At 32.6% G+C, this 16,950-nt stretch carries 14 protein-coding genes and 1 pseudogene; 11 read left to right on the top strand and 4 right to left on the bottom strand.

The features are described from left to right. Nucleotides 1–232: 232 nt before the first annotated feature. On the bottom strand, nt 233–418 hold the full coding sequence (locus ACXVYO_RS06050; RefSeq protein ID WP_000461131.1) for a hypothetical protein: 186 nt from the start codon (nt 416–418) through the stop codon (nt 233–235). Between the two features lie 483 nt (nt 419–901). On the opposite strand from ACXVYO_RS06050, the gene ACXVYO_RS06045 reads away from it, so the two are divergent. Further along, nucleotides 902–3,685, top strand: coding sequence for a dynamin family protein (locus ACXVYO_RS06045; protein ID WP_458466315.1), 2,784 nt, complete (start codon nt 902–904; stop codon nt 3,683–3,685). Nucleotides 3,686–3,769: 84 nt separating this feature from the next. Here the strand turns inward: ACXVYO_RS06045 and ACXVYO_RS06040 are convergent, their stop codons facing one another. The 3 genes from ACXVYO_RS06040 to ACXVYO_RS06030 form a co-directional block, all read right to left on the bottom strand. Then, nucleotides 3,770–5,689 (bottom strand): LTA synthase family protein, encoded by a 1,920-nt coding sequence (locus ACXVYO_RS06040; protein WP_458466314.1) that lies wholly within the window; start codon nt 5,687–5,689, stop codon nt 3,770–3,772. A gap of 434 nt (nt 5,690–6,123) precedes the next feature. Beyond that, nucleotides 6,124–7,461 (bottom strand): NAD(P)/FAD-dependent oxidoreductase, encoded by a 1,338-nt coding sequence (locus ACXVYO_RS06035; RefSeq protein WP_458466313.1) that lies wholly within the window; start codon nt 7,459–7,461, stop codon nt 6,124–6,126. Between the two features lie 265 nt (nt 7,462–7,726). Continuing rightward, nucleotides 7,727–8,524: a cell wall hydrolase gene (locus ACXVYO_RS06030; RefSeq protein WP_458466312.1), complete on the bottom strand. Its 798-nt coding sequence runs from the start codon at nt 8,522–8,524 to the stop codon at nt 7,727–7,729. A gap of 290 nt (nt 8,525–8,814) precedes the next feature. Between ACXVYO_RS06030 and ACXVYO_RS06025 the strand changes: the two genes are divergently transcribed. From ACXVYO_RS06025 to ACXVYO_RS05980, 10 genes and pseudogenes are all read left to right on the top strand, one after another. Then, a complete protein-coding gene (locus ACXVYO_RS06025) occupies nt 8,815–10,656 on the top strand; it encodes a S8 family peptidase (protein ID WP_458466311.1) in 1,842 nt (613 codons plus the stop codon). A gap of 177 nt (nt 10,657–10,833) precedes the next feature. After that, nucleotides 10,834–11,820 (top strand): phosphatidylinositol diacylglycerol-lyase, encoded by a 987-nt coding sequence (gene plcA / locus ACXVYO_RS06020; protein WP_458466310.1) that lies wholly within the window; start codon nt 10,834–10,836, stop codon nt 11,818–11,820. Nucleotides 11,821–11,851: 31 nt separating this feature from the next. Continuing rightward, a pseudogene (locus ACXVYO_RS06015) lies at nt 11,852–11,965 on the top strand (GntR family transcriptional regulator); the annotation flags it as partial. 215 nt (nt 11,966–12,180) lie between these two features. Continuing rightward, a complete protein-coding gene (locus ACXVYO_RS06010) occupies nt 12,181–12,372 on the top strand; it encodes a hypothetical protein (protein WP_000230688.1) in 192 nt (63 codons plus the stop codon). A gap of 53 nt (nt 12,373–12,425) precedes the next feature. Continuing rightward, nucleotides 12,426–13,106, top strand: a complete 681-nt coding sequence (bshB2, locus tag ACXVYO_RS06005; RefSeq protein ID WP_458466332.1) for a bacillithiol biosynthesis deacetylase BshB2 — start codon at nt 12,426–12,428, stop codon at nt 13,104–13,106. A gap of 23 nt (nt 13,107–13,129) precedes the next feature. Then, nucleotides 13,130–13,903, top strand: a complete 774-nt coding sequence (locus ACXVYO_RS06000; RefSeq protein WP_458466309.1) for an alpha/beta fold hydrolase — start codon at nt 13,130–13,132, stop codon at nt 13,901–13,903. A 68-nt stretch (nt 13,904–13,971) separates the two neighbouring features. Beyond that, nucleotides 13,972–15,405 (top strand): MocR-like pyridoxine biosynthesis transcription factor PdxR, encoded by a 1,434-nt coding sequence (pdxR, locus tag ACXVYO_RS05995; protein WP_458466308.1) that lies wholly within the window; start codon nt 13,972–13,974, stop codon nt 15,403–15,405. 33 nt (nt 15,406–15,438) lie between these two features. Next, on the top strand, nt 15,439–15,795 hold the full coding sequence (locus tag ACXVYO_RS05990; RefSeq protein WP_458466307.1) for a CidA/LrgA family holin-like protein: 357 nt from the start codon (nt 15,439–15,441) through the stop codon (nt 15,793–15,795). 23 nt (nt 15,796–15,818) lie between these two features. Beyond that, nucleotides 15,819–16,490: an LrgB family protein gene (locus ACXVYO_RS05985; RefSeq protein WP_458466306.1), complete on the top strand. Its 672-nt coding sequence runs from the start codon at nt 15,819–15,821 to the stop codon at nt 16,488–16,490. Between the two features lie 20 nt (nt 16,491–16,510). Further along, a complete protein-coding gene (locus ACXVYO_RS05980; RefSeq protein ID WP_458466305.1) occupies nt 16,511–16,936 on the top strand; it encodes a YfmQ family protein in 426 nt (141 codons plus the stop codon). The last annotated feature ends 14 nt before the right edge of the window (nt 16,937–16,950 follow it).

Genomic DNA, 16,950 nt, shown 5'->3' with positions numbered 1-16,950 from the left:
CTATTAATACCATTAGGTGAAATAAATATGGAAGCACTTTATTTATAAATAATAAAGAACAAAAAGGTATGGAAAATATCCATACCTTTTTGTTCTTCTATTATCTATGTATAAAAAAGCGCTGTATATCAGCACTTTTTAAAAGTACATGAGTTGTATAAGAAAGATTTATTTATTACCTATAACTATGCAAGGTCTAATATAGATTCTTATTTGATTAATGGTTATAAGGCTATTTATTTTTATTATTATTTATCTTTTCCGTATATAACACCTGTTCTTTATAGTGTTTTTTTATTGGGAAAGTATGTGTACCAGAGCCGTTTTTGTATGTTTTATTGATGGGATTTTTTAGCGGGATTGTTGTAGTTTCAGTAAATTCATATGGGTAGTTTATTTTAGATTTATCTTCAAACATGAAAATGCCTCCTTTTAGGATTTCCTGAATTCTTTACTATAACATGATATGCATATAGATTTTTTTTGGACTAGTTATTTATATAGGTTAATGGAATTTAATTAACTAACTACTGAAATATTTCAAAGGAAAAGAATGTGAAAAATATATGATAATGAATTCTTTCATTTATTAGGGAAGGGAGTTTTGCATATATATTCGCTATAAATTGTTTTTATAATATTATTTATATAGTTTTTTCTTGATAATATAATGTGGGAGGTTATAGTGTTATTAGGTTATTAGGAACATTTAATGCTGTTTCATAACTGAAAGGGAATTGAAAAAAAACTGAAACTTTTCTCATAAAAATTCAATCTTACTTGAAAAATGAAAGGAAAATGAAATTTTCCAATAGATATTCTTTGTTAAGATAAAAAGCATACATACAAAAAGTATTGACATATCTTAAAAATGTATTTTCAAGATATAGTGGGGGAAAAGATGAGAGTAGAAAAACAATTAATAAAAAAGATGTATTATGAAACATTCCTAATGGAGAATGAAACAAAACCACCTCTTGACGTACTTGGAGAAGTTTATGTAAACGAAGAAGGAAATGAGATTTCTGATGGATCTTATATTCGTTTTGCACAAGGTGAGTTTTATTATCGTCATCAAGATTTTGAAGCTGCTATTTTTAAATGGGAAAAAGTTAGTAATGAATTAGCACCGTGGGCACAAAAAAATATTGCGGATGCTTATTTCGAACTTAATCAATTATCAGTTGCTGAAAATGTGTATACTTCTATTACTACTGATAATAAAATATTGATGACTGAAATTGGATTACAATTACTTTCTCTTTACATAGAGCAAAATAATTTTGATTCCGCTTTCGCTGTTATTAAAGAAGCGGTTTCTTTAAATCCCGATTACCCGAACGTCACAAAAATTGCCCGTTCTTTTTATGAGGAGCAGCAAGATTTTGATAGTGCAGTAGAGCTTGCTGTGAATGAGTTAATTCGAACAGAATCTTATCCGTGGTTTGAGGTTTTAAAAGGATATATTGATAAAGGATTCACTAAACATATTTCACCAGATTATTTCTATGAAGTATTAGTTACGTTAAATACTGTAGATCAAGTACAATTTACGCAAATGGTTTCATCACTTTGGAATAGTTATAAAAATGAACAAAATTACTTATTATGGCTTAATACAATAAATGAATTTTTCTTACATATTGAAATACATTCGTCTGATATATGGAACAAAATTTCTTCTCTTTATGAAGAAACGTACTTTGAATTAATTCAAGGTCAATATATGCTTAAACAATTGCACGACATCATTCCAAACTTGTTAACAAATTGGTTAAAGGTAGTCAATCCATCTTATGCTGTATTTCCATCAGCAGCTGTATTGGCATGGGATGAGATTTTCCCTTCTAAAATAGATTCAGCAAATATAAAACATGCGGAAAACCTGTTGTTATATTCTATTAATCATGTGAATGGCTTAGAGTATAGTTTGCATCTTTTTGAATCTATTACAGAGTGGGCACAAGAGCATAATATAGAAATGGGTCACCGATTTAGATGGTTAGTTGGCGAACTCGCAGATTTAAGCACAAACCGCATTTTAGTAACAGGAACTTCAGGGAACGGAAAAACTACATTTATTAACTCTATATTAGGAGAAAATATAGTAGAAAAATCAATTTCAAATGTAGTAGTTTTAAAAAATGATGCTCATACAGAAATTAACGCCATAACAGACTCTGCAATTACAACAACGGAAGATGTCTCTGATTACCATAATATGATGTCTCAACACCATCAATCATATAGAGAGAGAGCATGTGTAGAATTTAAATTACCATGCAGATTTTTAAGTGAAAATAAACTTACATTTGTAGTTACACCTGGATTTAATAGAAATAACGATACTAGGGATGAGATATTCGAATATTTAAATTCTGTAGACGAATTACTATTCGTATTGAATGCGGATTCACCTTTTACTGACAAAGAACGTGACATTCTATTAAGCATTCAAGAATATACACCAAATTTACAAATTCATTTCTTATTAAATAAAATCGATAACATTTACAGTGAAGCAGAAGTGAAAAGAGTGTTATATGATACGCAAGCTAGAATAAACACATATTTCCCGCATGCGAGAATTTTCCCTTACTCTTCGCTATATACAAGTAGTCAACAATTAAATGATTTAACGGAGTTTATTCATTTAAACTGTAATCATAAAGATATCGATGTAGAACGTACTGAAAAGTTATTGTTTTTCATTCGAAAAACAATTACATATCTTTTGGATAAACGAGTGGAGAAAGAAAATAATTTAGTGGATGCGATTAATTGGAATGAAGATATGCTAGTGAAACTAAATGGTAGTATTAATAATCTTACTGCTTTTGAGAAGGAAAAAATTCATTTCATTACACAATCATATCGTACAATGAAAACTGAAATTATGAATGATCTTACTGAAAATATTCCGAAGGTATTACAGGGTTGTTCGGATTTAATTAGTGAAGAAAGTGATTTCGGGCACATGGATACGGAATTAAATAAAGCAATGAATGAAAGAGTGCATAAATACTTAGAACAAACGGTATTACCTAATCTTGCTCTTTCTATGCAAAATTGGATTGCAACTTCTAATAATGAGCTCCTTCAAAGTCAATCGTACCTAGAAGAACTTAGTGAAGGACTTAATTCTTTATTTGGAGAAAATCGAATACAGTTAGCATGTGATTTTAAAGTGCTTGATGACTGGCGCAGAGATACGGACAGAATGACGACTAGAATACAAATGGAGGAAGTAAATATTTTACGTCGATTTACGCCAGCACAATTTTTACTGAAAAGTGCCGGTAAATTATTTGGAGTTCTTCCTAAAAACAAAGGTATGCTATATAGCAAATATAAACAGTATGTAGAAAATGAAGATTATACTGAGGTAACAGCCTCTATTATGAAGAAATTTTTCATGCAATTTGAGCTATTTGAAAACACGCAAGAGAGGGATATTCATATATTCTTTAGGAATCCATTTAACTCCTTGAAACAAGCTGTAGAAAACACTCATTTAGAAATACAAGAAAAACAAGAGATGTTACATAAAATGAAATCAAATCCTGAGGTCTATCATGATTCTATCAAGCTCTTTGAATTGAGATTACGTCAATGTGAAGTAATTTTAAATATAGGTGAAGATCATACCTATACAGATGTAACTTTAGAAACAAGCGTAGAATAAAAGTTCTTATATGACATTGCATCATATGTTATAAGAAAGTAAAAGGGAGCAACTTATTACAGTTGCTCCCTTTTCATATTTAGATTATTTTTCAGTCTCTTTAATTTTCGTTTGTACTTCACCAGTTTTAATTTTATTACTTTCTGAGAAACGTAATAAATCACCTTCAATGATTTTGTCAGACATTCGTAATTCATTTTGTGCACGGTTAATGAGCGCTTGTGCTTCTTTTTTTGGTAAATCCACAATGTCACCTGTTATGCGGTCGTAGAAAGTGTTGTTTGTGTATGCATACTTGTCTGTAATAAAGCTACCATCACGTAAAACAACAAATCCGGTATATTCATCTGAAAACATATCATGGCCAAAACGGATATCGTTCGTAGTATCAATTCCTAATAAATTTAGAATAGTAGGTTTCATATCGATTTGTCCCGTAGGTTTTGAAATCGTTTGACCTTCTGTTTGGCCTGGCATATGAATATATAAAGGTGTTCGTTGTAAATTTAAAGTATCAAATTCTGTTATTTGATCTTTTTCTAAAAACTGTGCCATTGCACGATTATGTTTTTCAGAAATACCATAATGATCACCATACAATACAATAATAGAATCATCATACATTCCCTCGGCTTTTAAACGCTCAATAAATTTTTTGATGGATTCGTCTAAGTAACGTGCTGTTACGATATAACGATCAAATACGCCATTACCAGAGTTATATGGTTCAATGAATTTTGTATCTTTATCATACGTAAATGGATAATGGTTCGTTAGCGTAAGGAAACGAGCATAAAAGGGTTGATCAACAGTTTTTAATATATCTACAGATTGATCAAAGTATTCGATATCTTTTAATCCCCAATTCAAATTTGTTTCGGGCGTAATTTTGTAATCAAGTTCATTATAATAACGATCATAACCAAGAGCAGAGTACATAATGTTACGATTCCAAAATGTTGCGTTATTCGCATGGAATACAGAAGTGAAATAACCTTGCTGACGTAAAATTTCTGGAGTTGCAGTATAATCATTGTTACCGTGTGTGAAAAATACAGCTCCTCGATTTAATGGATACAATGACGTATCGATTAGAAATTCAGAATCGGACGTTTTTCCTTGCCCAGTTTGGTGGAAAAAGTTATCGAAATAATAGCTTTCATTTATGAATTGATTCAAAAATGGTGTAACTTCTTGCCCGTTAACTGATGCGCCTATTAAGAAGGTTTGCAGGGATTCAAGAGTAACGACAATTACGTTTTTTCCTTTTGCTGCACCAAACATGTTAGGATTAGGCTCACTTTGGTTTGCCTTTACGTAGTTTTCTGTTTCTTGTAATTTACTGCTATCAGCAAGTGCTTTTTGTGATCCTGCTTTTACTTGTAGTGTTAAATCATAGATTTGATGAGTGTATAGTCCTAAATTTTTCACAAGCATAACTCGGTCGAATGATCTCGTTAATAGTTCAGGTCGCTCTTTTTCTGCAAGATGTAAATTCGCAAAAAATACACCAATCGTTAAAAGAAAATATAGCAAGCGTACCGGATGAGTTACACGTCCTGTTTGGAAGACTATTGATTTCTTCTTCAATAAAATAAAGAAGAAAATAATGTCTACGAATGCGAGTATAATTTTGTAGTTCAATATTTCTATAATACTGCCGCCTAATTGGCCGAAGTTTGATGTTTGCCCAAGTACTGGTAACGTAACGAAATCGCTATAAAAATCATAGAACATTACATTCCCAACTAGTACGATTGTTAATAAGAAATTAATACATAGCGCGATATAATTTCTCTTTTCACCGGTTGCAAATAATGCTAATCCGACAAATGCTAATGATGCAGCGAGAGGGCTAATAAATAAAATAAGCTCTTGTGTAGAAGACTCAATTTTTAAATCAAAACTGAATCTTGTAATAAGGTATGTTTTTAACCATACTGCCAAAGCAATTATTAAAACAAAGCTTATATTTTGCATTTGTAAATTGATTTTATTTTTCATTTTTACACCTTCTTTATACAAATTATTTAACTTGTGTTATATATTATATTTTTATAACTATTAGAGTGTAATGAACCATTTAGCTTATGTTTTCTAAAGGTAATAATGTGAAGTATTCATATACGTACAATGAGGAATTTTAAAGCATAAATCTATTTTTTAGAAACAGAGCAGAAAAAGTCATAGTTGTAGTAAAAAATACTTATAGACATCCTAACACATTAAACACTATGATGATGTTACAAAATATCGAACAAATGAAAAGGGAAATGAATAGAGGCTTTTAAACCTGTTGACATTCAATTTGTTAGAATTGAATGTCAATGGTTATGTTAAATATGCATTTCATAAAACTCGGATTCTTTGCGGCAGAATCGTTAGTAAGCTATTACTATGGAAGTTAAAATATTTGATCGCAATCTTAATGAAAGATATTAAATATGAGATAAATATTTTCCAACATACAACCCACTTGCAGCAGCTTGAGATAATGAATGAGTGACGCCGGAACAATCTCCAACTAAAAATAGCCCATGTACACTTGTTTCAAAGTGGTTATTGATTTTTATCGTAGGAGCATAGAACTTTCCGTCAATTCCATATAATAAAGTATCTGTATCAATCGGTTCTTGAATGAATCGTTCTAAGCGTAATAAAAATTCTTTAATTCCTTCAATATACAATGGAGGAATTTCTGTATGCAAATCTCCATAATCTCCTTGTAGTGTAGGTTGTATACGGTTATGTTTCACGCGGTTATCCGTTGTAGGTTGTTTATTTAGTAAATCCTCTAAGCGCTGAATAACAATTCGATCTCGTCCTTGGTTAATGTTTTTAATAATTGAACTTGCGTATACATTTGCTTCTTTGAGAGTTGAAAAATAGCGCGGGATAAATAAAGTGAAATTTAAGTTAGGTGTGCCAGTTCCTTTCTCTCGAAAATTTTGACCGTCAGGCATAACTAAACCTTCTTCGTATTTTCTAATAATGCGGCCTTTCGGATTCATACAGTACGTAGTTGCTGTGAAGTGTTCATGCTCATAAGAAAGTTTAGTCTCAAATGTATCTTTTAATATAGAACGTAATTGGTGTTCTTTCATCTCTACTCTAATACCTAAGTCTACACGAGTTTGCTCCTGAGAAATATTGAGAGAAGTGCACATTTCTTTTAACCAATCTGCTCCAGAACGTCCAGTTGCAAATACTAGTTGCTTAGATTGAACTGTTTCTTTATTTGTCTCTATTGTGAAATGATCTTTCTGTTTCATAATATGTTGCACATCTATATGAAATTGTATATTTATTTTCGTAAGTAAAAATTCATAGAGTTGCTGAAAAATCTCACTTGAAAGGGTAGTGCCAAGATGTCTTACTTCTGTTGATAGCATTTGTAAACCACAAGCTTCAGCCCTCTTATTGAGAGTTGGATTTTCTGTAGAATATTTTGAAACAGAACTTCCTCCGAACTGACATAGAATTTCATCTACTTCAGCCATGAGTTGTATAAAGCCCTCTTTACCGACTTTTTGCTCAAGTTCTCCGCCAAATCCGTTTGTATAATTAAATTTCCCTTCAGATTTTCCTAAACCGCCAAACCCAAAATATTTATCACATGTAGTACAAGTACATGCTTTTCCTTCGTCTAAAGGACAATGACGATCTTCTAGCGCTTTACCTTTATCCAAAATTAAAACTTTTTTGTTACTTTTAGCTAGTGAATAAGCCATAAAAATGCTACTTACTCCAGCGCCGATAATTGTAACATCATACATATTCTTTCACCTGCTAACGAATAGTTTGTTTTTTATTTTTCTAGTGTATAACAATTTTATGAAGTTAAGAAATAGATTTTATTAATAAAGAGGGAGTTTTTGATCGAGATGCTTTTTTTATTTCTCCGAGTGGAGGAGTAAACACAAATGTTTTTATTTGAAAGAAGAAGTATTTTTAAATGATCACTATGTCCTATGATTAATAAAATCTAACATATAAAAAACAGACCTTTTAAGTGAAGAGGTCTGTTAATGGTTTTAAATCTTATTTAGCAAACACATGGTTACCAATTACTGCTACTGTTTGACGTGTCGTAATCCATTTGTCTGTTGATGTTTTTGGATTGTAAAAATAAAGCCAATCAGAATGTATTCCATTTGTGGAGATAGCTTCTTCTACTGCCATTGTTGCTTCTGGGCTTGCAGGCTGATTAATTCTTCCATCTGTAATAGGAGTAAAGGCATATCCGTATTTAATAGGTTCATAAATAACGCCTGTTATTGTATTTGGAAAACCTTTTGCCTTTACACGATTTAGAATAACTTTTGCCACAGCCACTTTTCCTTCATAGGATTCGCCACCTGCTTCAGCGGTAACTAAGCGTGCCATTAAGTCTTTTTCTTTTTCTGAAATGCTTGAGTTAATTTTTAAATGTTGTCCTGTATAAAGTTTGTTTCCGATTGTATTGTTAATTTGTTTTATAGATTGAACGGTAACGTTGTAACGCTTTGCTATCGTTTCTAATGAATCTCCCTGTTGAACTTGATAAATAATTTGTCCAGAAATGTTCGCAGGTTTGGCGTTTTGACGAACGATGATTTCTTTTGAATTCGTGGACCCTGGAATATGTAACTGTTCACCAATAAAAGTTTGATCCTTTCCTTTATTGTTAGCCTGTTTAATAGATTGTACTGAAACCCCGTATTGTTTACTAATGCCCCAAAGTGTATCATTCTTTTTTACTGTATGAATGGTAGATGCTTCAGCTGTACTTTGATGACATACGAATGTAATTGCTGCTGCAGATATAGGGATTATATGTTTTATTTTTAAAAATTTCATTGTAAATCCTCCTAGGGAAAATAAGGTCAAACTGTTATGTAATGTAGTTCAGAATGTCTATATATAATATTCTAATGTAAGTATATTAGCACATATGAAATAAATAATCATTATAAGTTTCTTATTTATGTAGTGTAGAGTCCGAATATGAAATATTGCATATGAAAATACATTGAAGTTCATATTGCTGATTACTATAATCTATTTAGTAGAAAGGAAATATGTTATATAAATAAAATCATTATAGATTAATATAATGATTAAATATTATTAATAAGAGGAGTGATGTAATGAGTATATTTAAAAGAATATTTGTTTCAGTTGTAATCATTTCAACATTTTTAGGAATAGGGGAAACTGTCAATATTGTAAATGCTGATTCTATAGAACAACAGAGTAAATTAGGGATAGAACAAGAAACAGATAAGCAAATCATTGTAAAATTCAGAGCGGATTTGAAATTGCCATATGAAGATGGTATTGAAAAACAAATACAATCTCAAATGAACGATAAAGTACTAGAAGATTTTTTTGCAGAATATCCAGATGTAACATTTAATCGTTTATTTACATCTGTAAGTCCGGAACAAATACAAAACCTTGAAGTGAAAGCACCTAATAATGTATCTACAAGTTTATCAAACTACTATATTCTTCAAACTCAAAATGGTGAGCAGGAAGAAGAACTAGTAAATAAGTTAAAGACATCTTCTTTAATAGAAGATGTGTATGTGAAGAAACAAGAAAAAATAACGCCACCGGAAGTGCAAACATCAAATGTATTTCTTAGTCCTAATAACAATCCTAGATATAAAAAACAAGGTTACCTTGATGCGGCACCATACGGTATTAATGCGCCTTTTGCCTGGGGAGTCCAAGGTGGTAATGGAAGTGATATAACCTTTGTTGATATGGAATATGGATGGCTATTAAATCATGAGGATTTAGTACATCAAAATATTGAATTAATGTCTGGAAGAAATATAGATCAGCATGTTGGACATGGAACGTCTGTACTAGGGATTGTATCCTCTGAGGATAATGAGGTTGGGAATATTGGGATTGCACCAAAAGCGAAAGCGAAAGTGATTTCTCAAATAAGAGATAACGGACAGTATAATACAGCTGATGCAATATTAAGTGCTGTAAATCAGTTAGAAGCTGGGGATGTTTTATTATTAGAGGCACAAGCTTCTTTTGATGGATATGGTGATAAATATTTACCTGTTGAAATACAACCAGATATATTTGATGCGATTCGTGCTGGTACAGATAAAGGTGTTGTCATTATAGAAGCTGGAGCAAATGGGTGGAATGATTTAGATCAATTTAAAGATAGAAATGGTAAACAAGTCTTAAATCGTAATAGTAAAGATTTTAAAGATTCAGGTGCAATTATGGTAGGAGCGGGCTCTTCATCTTTCCCTCATGAGCGTATGTGGTTTTCAAATTATGGAAGTCGGATTGATGTGTACGGGTGGGGAGAAAATGTAGATACAACTACAGCCGAGCAAAGTCGAAGTGCCGTAAATCTTTATACATCAAGCTTTAGTGGAACATCTAGTGCTTCACCCATTATCGCAGGAGCAGCGACTTTAGTACAAAGCATTGCTAAAGAAAATTTAGGACAACCATATAGACCAAGTGAATTAAGAACGATATTAAGTAACCGTAACACTGGAACGAAATCTAAAGATCCATCTTCAGATAAAATTGGTGTTTTACCAGATTTGAAGTCTATACTAGTAGATTTAGGATATGAACGAAGAGAACCGAACGGTGGGAATGAGTTACAAGTAACAGAAAATGAACCCAATAATGAACCTAGACAGGCAAATAAAGTCTCCTTTCATACACCAATGAAAGGAAAACTAGATATTCGTGATAAGGTAGATGTATTTACTTTCCAAATTGACTCACCAGAAAATATTAATATTTCTCTACTAAATGAACAAAACATTGGAATGACATGGGTACTTCATCATGAATCCGACTTAAACAATTATGTAGCATATGGTGAAAATGAAGGGAGTGTAGTTAAAGGAACTTATAATGCAAAGCCAGGTAAATATTATTTATATGTCTATAAGTATGAGAATAAAGATGGTTCATATGTATTGAACATAAAATAAACGAAAGGAACTTCAGATGAAGTTCCTTTAAATGTTTCTAATTTAGTATATGTGAATGATTTTTTAACTTTACTTCTATGCAATATTTCATATTGATAAAATGTTATTTATTTTTTATGAACTAGCTTATATTATATTCAATAAGTTTGATATAAAACAGGAAAAGGAGGAATAATAATGAGCAATAATAATTTTATTTTGAAATTATTCATATGTAGTATGATATTTATCACATCTGTATTTGCTTTACATGATAAGCGAGTCGTTGCAGCTAGCCCTGTTAATGAGCTTGAAAATTGGTCAAAATGGATGCAACCTATACCTGATAACATCCCATTAGCACGAATTTCAATTCCAGGAACACATGATAGTGGTACGTTCAAATTACAAAATCCAATTAAGCAAGTATGGGGAATGACGCAAGAATATGATTTTCGTTACCAAATGGATCATGGAGCTCGTATTTTTGATATAAGAGGACGTTTAACAGATGATAATACGATAGTGCTTCATCATGGGCCATTATATCTTTATGTAACATTGCATGAATTCATAAGCGAAGCGAAACAATTTTTAAAAGATAATCCAAGTGAAACGATTATTATGTCTTTAAAAAAAGAGTATGAGGATATGAAAGAAGCAGAAGGTTCCTTTAGTAATACGTTTGAAAAAAATTATTTTGTTGATCCTATCTTTTTAAAAACAGAAGGAAATATAAAACTTGGAGATGCTCGTGGGAAAATTGTGTTGTTAAAAAGGTATAGTAGTAATGAAACAGGAGGATATAATAATTTTTATTGGCCAGATAATGAGACATTTACGACAACTGTAAATCAAAATGTAAATGTAACAGTGCAAGACAAATATAAAGTGAGTTATGATGAGAAAGTAAAATCTATTAAAGATACAATCAATGAAACGATGAACAATAGTAAGGATTTAAATCACCTTTATATTAATTTTACAAGCTTGTCTTCTGGTGGTACAGCATGGAATAGTCCATATTACTATGCCTCTTATATAAATCCTGAAATTGCAAACTATATAAAACAAAAGAGTCCTACAAGAGTAGGTTGGATAATGCAAGACTACATAAATGAAAAGTGGTCACCATTATTGTATCAAGAAGTTATAAGAGCAAATAAGTCATTAATAAAAGAATAAAGATGATGAGAGTAAGAAGCGATAACATACGTCGATTCTTATTGAAAATACAGTGTATCTTGTAAACGGAACTATTATTGAGTTATTTCAATCGATGTTTCATTATGAAAAGACTAAACTTTTAAGTTGGATTAATTTTAAGTGAAAAATGAGTATAATTAACCTTGCGAAAAAGCAACTGATCCTAAGTGATTAGTTGCTTTTTTATTGTTAAAGTGGATGAGCAAAAAAATACAAAAGTGGTTGGTCCGTTTTTTGCAAACATCCATTATGATAAGAGAAGAAAGGTAGTATGTTATTAACGTTTTAAAGAGAAAGTTCTTTATTAAAATAGATTGTCTGTAGAGAGGTGGAAATACAATGGTTTTTGCAATTTCACTAGTCGTTATTATTGTAATTGGATCGCTGTTTGGGACCGTGCTAGTTGCACGAAATGTGGAGGAGAATTACGGCAAGTCCACAAAGAGAAATGTGAAAAACTTATCAACTATTTATATTCTCCTTCTTTTCGTACTACTTGTAGGGGTAACGTGGTATGCGGTAGTGATTTAATAGTTTTGAAAGAAAAAGGTTAATGTTGTATATGATGGAGGAGTATGATTTTGATAAAAAATGAACGCCACGTTTTAATTGTTTTTCCGCACCCAGATGATGAGTCATATTGCGTGGCAGGTACAATTTTAGCTTATACGCAGCGAAATGTTCCGCTTACTTATGTTTGCTTAACGTTAGGTGAAATGGGGAGAGCGATGGGAAATCCTTCTTTTGCAACACGTGAATCATTATATGCAATTAGAGAAAAAGAACTAAAGAGGGCTACAAATATTTTAGGGATTAAAGATTTGCGTATGATGGGATACCGTGATAAAACTCTTGAATTTGAAACTCCTGGAGAGTTAAGACGTGTCATACAAAACTGTGTGGAAGAATTGAACCCTTCATTGGTCATTTCTTTTTATCCGGGATATGCAGTTCATCCAGATCATGATGCAACAGGAAAAGCGGTAGCCGAGGCGTTAGCTAATATTCCGGAAAATAAAAGGCCAATATTTTATGCGGTAGCTTTTTCGAAGAATTATGAAGCGGAAATAGGTCCTCCGCATTTTAAAAATGAAGTGAAAGAATATGTTCCAAAAAAAGTCGAGGCGTTGCAAGCACATGCATCACAATTTGCGACGAAAGTAACGGAACTAAAAAGAGAGTATGAAGAAGGTGCACAGGAAACAGTAGAATGGTTAGAAAAGGAACCATTTTGGATATATTCATTCAAAGATAAGAATAAGTGATGCTATAGCTGAAGGTGATGTATATGTATTTTGAATATAAGAATCGAAAAATTTCTTACAATATAGAAGGATCAGGTCCTGTTATATTGTTATTACACGGTCCTGGTGGGAACGCAAACAATTGGCTATATCAAAGGCAATATTTTAAAGAGAAGTGGACAGTGATTTCTCTTGATTTACCGGGGCATGGGAGATCTGAAGGGTTGGAAATCCCTTTTAAAGAATACGCAAATGTTTTGTATGAGTTATGCAATTATTTAAAGCTACAAAAAGTAGTCATTTGTGGTCTTTCAAAAGGGGCTAGAGTCGGTATCGATTTCGCTATTCAATATCCAGACTTTGTTTCTAGCTTAATTGTTGTAAATGCATTTCCCTATTTGGAGCCTGAAGATCGAAAAAAACGACTTGAAGTATATGATTTACTTAGCTTACATGATAATGGGAAAACATGGGCGGATACATTGTTGAAGGCGATGGGGGTAGCAAATAATGAAGTAATTGTCAGGGGATTTTATCAATCTTTACAGTCTATTAATCCAGTGCATATTCAAAGGTTATTTGCTGAATTAGTAGATTATGATCAAAGACCGTTTCTTTCAAATATTTCATGTCCTACTTTAATTATAAGAGGGGAAAATGATGATTTCGTTTCCGAGAAATATGTAAGAGAGTTTGAAAGACGTTTGAAAAATACAACTTTTATTGAGTTTAAAAATAGTGGACACTTACCTTATTTAGAACAGCCGACTAGCTTTAATATGACGGTAGAAAGATTTTTAAATCACGTAATAAATTAATACTATTATTACAGTGAATACTGTTAGTAGCGAATCAAGGATAGTTCGTTTTGAAAGGAGGAAACAGGATGGAATGGAAACCAAATCGTACAGATAAGACGCCTTTATATAAACAAATAGCTGATTATATTGAAAGGGGTATTTCTTCAGGTGAGTTTCCTTCTGACAGCAAGTTACCTTCTGAGCGTATGTTAGCAAAAGAATTGCAGGTGAACCGGAGTACAATAGTAGCTGCGTATGAAGAATTAAAATCACTTGGAGTAGTAGAACGGCAAAAAGGAAGCGGAACACGGGTGAATACAGACATATGGGGTGTTTCACATAAACGAATACCGAACTGGGGTAGGTACGTTGAGGATGGATCGTTCTTACCTAATGTGCCACTCGTTCAACAAATTCGAACGGAAACACAAAAAGATGACTTAATTAATTTAGCAAGTGGTGAATTGTCACCAGAGTTAATTCCAAGTGATAGATTCCGAACGATTTTGTCGGAGAAAACATTTATGGAAAACCTAGGTTATGACCATCCACTTGGAAATGAAATGTTGAGAAAAACAATTGCGGCACATGTTCAGCAATATAAACAAATTGAAGCAGATTCGAATTCTATCCTTATTACATCTGGCGCACAACAGGCACTGAATCTTATCGTGCAATGCTTATTAAAACCTGGCGATGCGATTGCAATTGAAGATCCGTCGTATTGTTTTTCATTGCCGATGTTTAAATCCGCGGGCTTACAAATATTCCATCTACCTGTTGATCAGAATGGAATGAATCCAGATGACTTAATTGATTTGCATAAAAAGCATCGTATTCGCATGGTATTTTTGAATCCAGATTATCAAAATCCAACGGGAACAGTGCTTTCATTAGCAAGACGTAAAAAGATTTTAGAATTGTCTTCTGAATTTGGTATACCGATTGTAGAAGATGATCCGTATAGCTTAACGTCATTTAATGGAGAAGTGAATCCAACATTAAAATCAATGGATCAAAACGGGAATGTTCTTTATATAAGTTCATTATCAAAAATTGTTGCATCAGGATTACGTATTGGCTGGGTAATTGGCCCAACGCGTGTAATTGAACGTTTAGCGGATGCGAAGCAGCAAGTTGATTTTGGCCATAGCGTATTTACACAGTGGGTGGCAAATCAATTTTTAGAATCAGAAGATTTTCACGCACATATTACAATGCTTCGTGAACAATTGAAAGAAAGAAGAGATGTGTTAATTAGAAAGCTTGAAGAAATATTGGGGGACCAGGTTGAATTTTTTGTTCCAGAGGGTGGAATACATTTATGGTGCAAAGTGCAAGGAACGTTTGATGAATATCATTTGTTAGGCGAATCTATACGAAATGGTGTAGCGTTTGTCCCAGGAAGTGTTTTAGGCACTAAAAGTGAATATATTCGTTTTACTTTTGGGAGAGTAGATGTCGAACAAATTCAACTGGGAATTACGAGATTCGCGGAAACGTTAAATGAAATTTCATAATAGTGATGCGTAATATTGAAATGAGGGAAAGAAATGAAGTACGTGACGCTTTTACTTCAAGTAGGCGTGCTCTATGTATTTAGTTTAGTTGGTACGTGGATTCAGGGAGAATTCCATCTATCAATGCCGGGAAGTTTAATTGGGATGTTAATGCTGTTTCTACTCCTCTCTACTCGTATTTTACCATTAAAGTGGTTTGAGGAAGGTGCGGACAAATTAATCGTATTTTTACCTTTATTTCTAATTCCTTCGACAACAGGACTGATGGAATACGGGTCTTTTCTTTTCAGTAAGGGGAGTGTTATATTCCTTTTAGTAGTTGTGAGCACGGTGGTAACTTTGATTATTTCAGGGTATATAAGTCAATTATTAGTAACATCAAAAAAATAAAATCGACAAGGTGCAAGATGCAAATGGTCTTAATTATTATTACTATAGTAATGTATGTATTGGCGACAAAATTATATAAAAAAATTCCGTTTCCTTTTACGTTACCGGTGCTAACAGTTACAGCAAGTATGATTTGCTTATTTTTGATTTTTGGTATTTCTCATCATGAGTATAGAGCAAATGGGGGAGATATTCTTTCCGGTTTATTGAGTCCTGCAATTGTAGCGTTAGCGATACCGTTATTTAAAGAGCGAAAAATACTTATGAAAAACTTTTTGTCGATACTGATCGGCGTAGTAGTAGGTATAGTGGCTTTAACGAGTATGAATGTAGTGATTGGCGGGATGTTAAATATAGATAAGGAACTCATATTAACGACACTGCCGCAATTAGCGACGATGCCTATCGCCATTTCATTAGCGGATCAAATTGGTGGTATTCCATCTATGACTTCTAGTTTCGTAGTAGTTGCAGGAATAACAGGTGCTATTATCGGACCGACAGTACTGAAGTTTTTCCGAATAACAAGTACGATTGGAAAAGGAGTGGGGATGGGATGCGCATCACATATTATCGGTGTGAGCCGTCTCGTGAAGGAAGGCGAGAAAGAGGCGACAATCGGTTCGGTGACGATGATTGTAACTGGAATACTCATTAGTATATTAATACCGTATGGAACGAAATTTATCTTTTAAATGTAATGGAGATGATGAAAATGACAACATGGTTTATAGTTACATTATTTATTTTTGGCGCTCTTAAAGTACTAGTTTCTAGTATGCCAACTTCTGTTGTAGAATCAATTATTAGTAGATTTGAATTGCATCAAAAACTTGAGGAAGAGAATACCTCTATATCGATAGATGGAAAAAATATAGAGGGAGAAATGAAACTACAAGTTATTCATGAATTTAATGAAGCTTTATTTTTAGATAAACATTATTTCCCGCCGCACGGGGAGGGAACACCGATCGTTATTAACGCGAAGAAAGGGAGTAAAGAGATTAGATTTTCTCTATATAGCCATGAGGAACATGTTGATGTAATCAAACAATATAAGAAGAAAATTGTTGCCTATCGTTTACGTTCTAAAATTCTTCAAAATCCCGCATCATTAGCAATAACTGAAGATTATGCTTAAGAAGAGATCGATAA

It is taken from the genome of Bacillus sp. BC08 (assembly GCF_054326875.1).
This window is presented reverse-complemented; position numbering and strand designations above follow the sequence as displayed.

Bases quoted from the DNA above. Each gene is read 5' to 3' on its own strand.
- ACXVYO_RS06035 (WP_458466313.1), bottom strand. From the start codon at position 7,461: ATGTATGATGTTACAATTATCGGCGCTGGAGTAAGTAGCATTTTTATG.
- ACXVYO_RS05980 (WP_458466305.1), top strand. From the start codon at position 16,511: ATGACAACATGGTTTATAGTTACATTATTTATTTTTGGCGCTCTTAAA.
- pdxR (WP_458466308.1), top strand. From the start codon at position 13,972: ATGGAATGGAAACCAAATCGTACAGATAAGACGCCTTTATATAAACAA.
- ACXVYO_RS06040 (WP_458466314.1), bottom strand. From the start codon at position 5,689: ATGAAAAATAAAATCAATTTACAAATGCAAAATATAAGCTTTGTTTTA.
- ACXVYO_RS05990 (WP_458466307.1), top strand. From the start codon at position 15,439: ATGAAGTACGTGACGCTTTTACTTCAAGTAGGCGTGCTCTATGTATTT.
- plcA (WP_458466310.1), top strand. From the start codon at position 10,834: ATGAGCAATAATAATTTTATTTTGAAATTATTCATATGTAGTATGATA.
- ACXVYO_RS06025 (WP_458466311.1), top strand. From the start codon at position 8,815: ATGAGTATATTTAAAAGAATATTTGTTTCAGTTGTAATCATTTCAACA.
- ACXVYO_RS06010 (WP_000230688.1), top strand. From the start codon at position 12,181: ATGGTTTTTGCAATTTCACTAGTCGTTATTATTGTAATTGGATCGCTG.
- ACXVYO_RS06030 (WP_458466312.1), bottom strand. From the start codon at position 8,524: ATGAAATTTTTAAAAATAAAACATATAATCCCTATATCTGCAGCAGCA.
- ACXVYO_RS05985 (WP_458466306.1), top strand. From the start codon at position 15,819: ATGGTCTTAATTATTATTACTATAGTAATGTATGTATTGGCGACAAAA.
- ACXVYO_RS06045 (WP_458466315.1), top strand. From the start codon at position 902: ATGAGAGTAGAAAAACAATTAATAAAAAAGATGTATTATGAAACATTC.
- ACXVYO_RS06050 (WP_000461131.1), bottom strand. From the start codon at position 418: ATGTTTGAAGATAAATCTAAAATAAACTACCCATATGAATTTACTGAA.
- ACXVYO_RS06000 (WP_458466309.1), top strand. From the start codon at position 13,130: ATGTATTTTGAATATAAGAATCGAAAAATTTCTTACAATATAGAAGGA.